1 rRNA gene is annotated in these 732 nt (G+C 41.1%); it reads right to left on the bottom strand.

Annotated elements, in window-relative coordinates:
- Positions 1–630 precede the first annotated feature (630 nt).
- Positions 631–732: ribosomal RNA gene (gene rrf, locus IEW05_RS25520) — 5S ribosomal RNA — on the bottom strand; the annotation flags it as partial.

Here is a 732-nt window from a genome sequence, read left to right as displayed (position 1 = left end):
TACTACATCCAACACCGTTTTGCAAGCTTTATTTTTTCTGGCATATCGTAGTGGTTAGCTACAAAAGCTTGTGTTTAACGGGCGGATGTATAATATATCATCTTTCATACTGTTGTGCAAGCATATTCTAGCTTTTTTTTGATTCACTTTAAAACCAGCCTCCGTCACAACCATTTTAACCAATTCAAGGAGAGTTCTGTTCCAATAGCACTACTACAATCATAAACAATATTGTTAAAAGGGTCACCATGAACTACCACTGGGGGTGCCTTGTATTGTTTGAATTGAATTAGATTTGATCGTATCCTTAAGGAACACGACCATTTCATCTACAACCCCAATCTGGGAAGCTGTACCCACTATCCTAACTCGCTTTACGCAATCAGCATTTGTCCAAGACGCTTCTAAAGAACCGCTAATTCCTGACTTAAGCAAAATACTCTTATGATCTCAGATCCTCTTGGTAATCGATACTCCTTATTTCTTGAACAGTTTCATATCCGCTATCAAGACCCGTAAACGATATTCCGCAAACTCCGTTGTATGTAGCTACATCTGTACTGCAACAATAATATTTAGTAAATCAACACAAAAAAAAACACTACCTATACATTAGGTAGTGTTTCAGTTGCTTGGCGGCGTCCTACTCTCCCAGGACCCTGCGGTCCAAGTACCATCGGCGCTGGAGGGCTTAACGGTCGTGTTCGGGATGGGTACGTGTGGAACCCCTCC

Source organism: Paenibacillus segetis, assembly GCF_014639155.1.
Classification (GTDB): domain Bacteria; phylum Bacillota; class Bacilli; order Paenibacillales; family Paenibacillaceae; genus Fontibacillus; species Fontibacillus segetis.
Note: the sequence above shows the minus strand (reverse complement) of the source record. Positions and strands in the feature narration are given on the sequence as shown.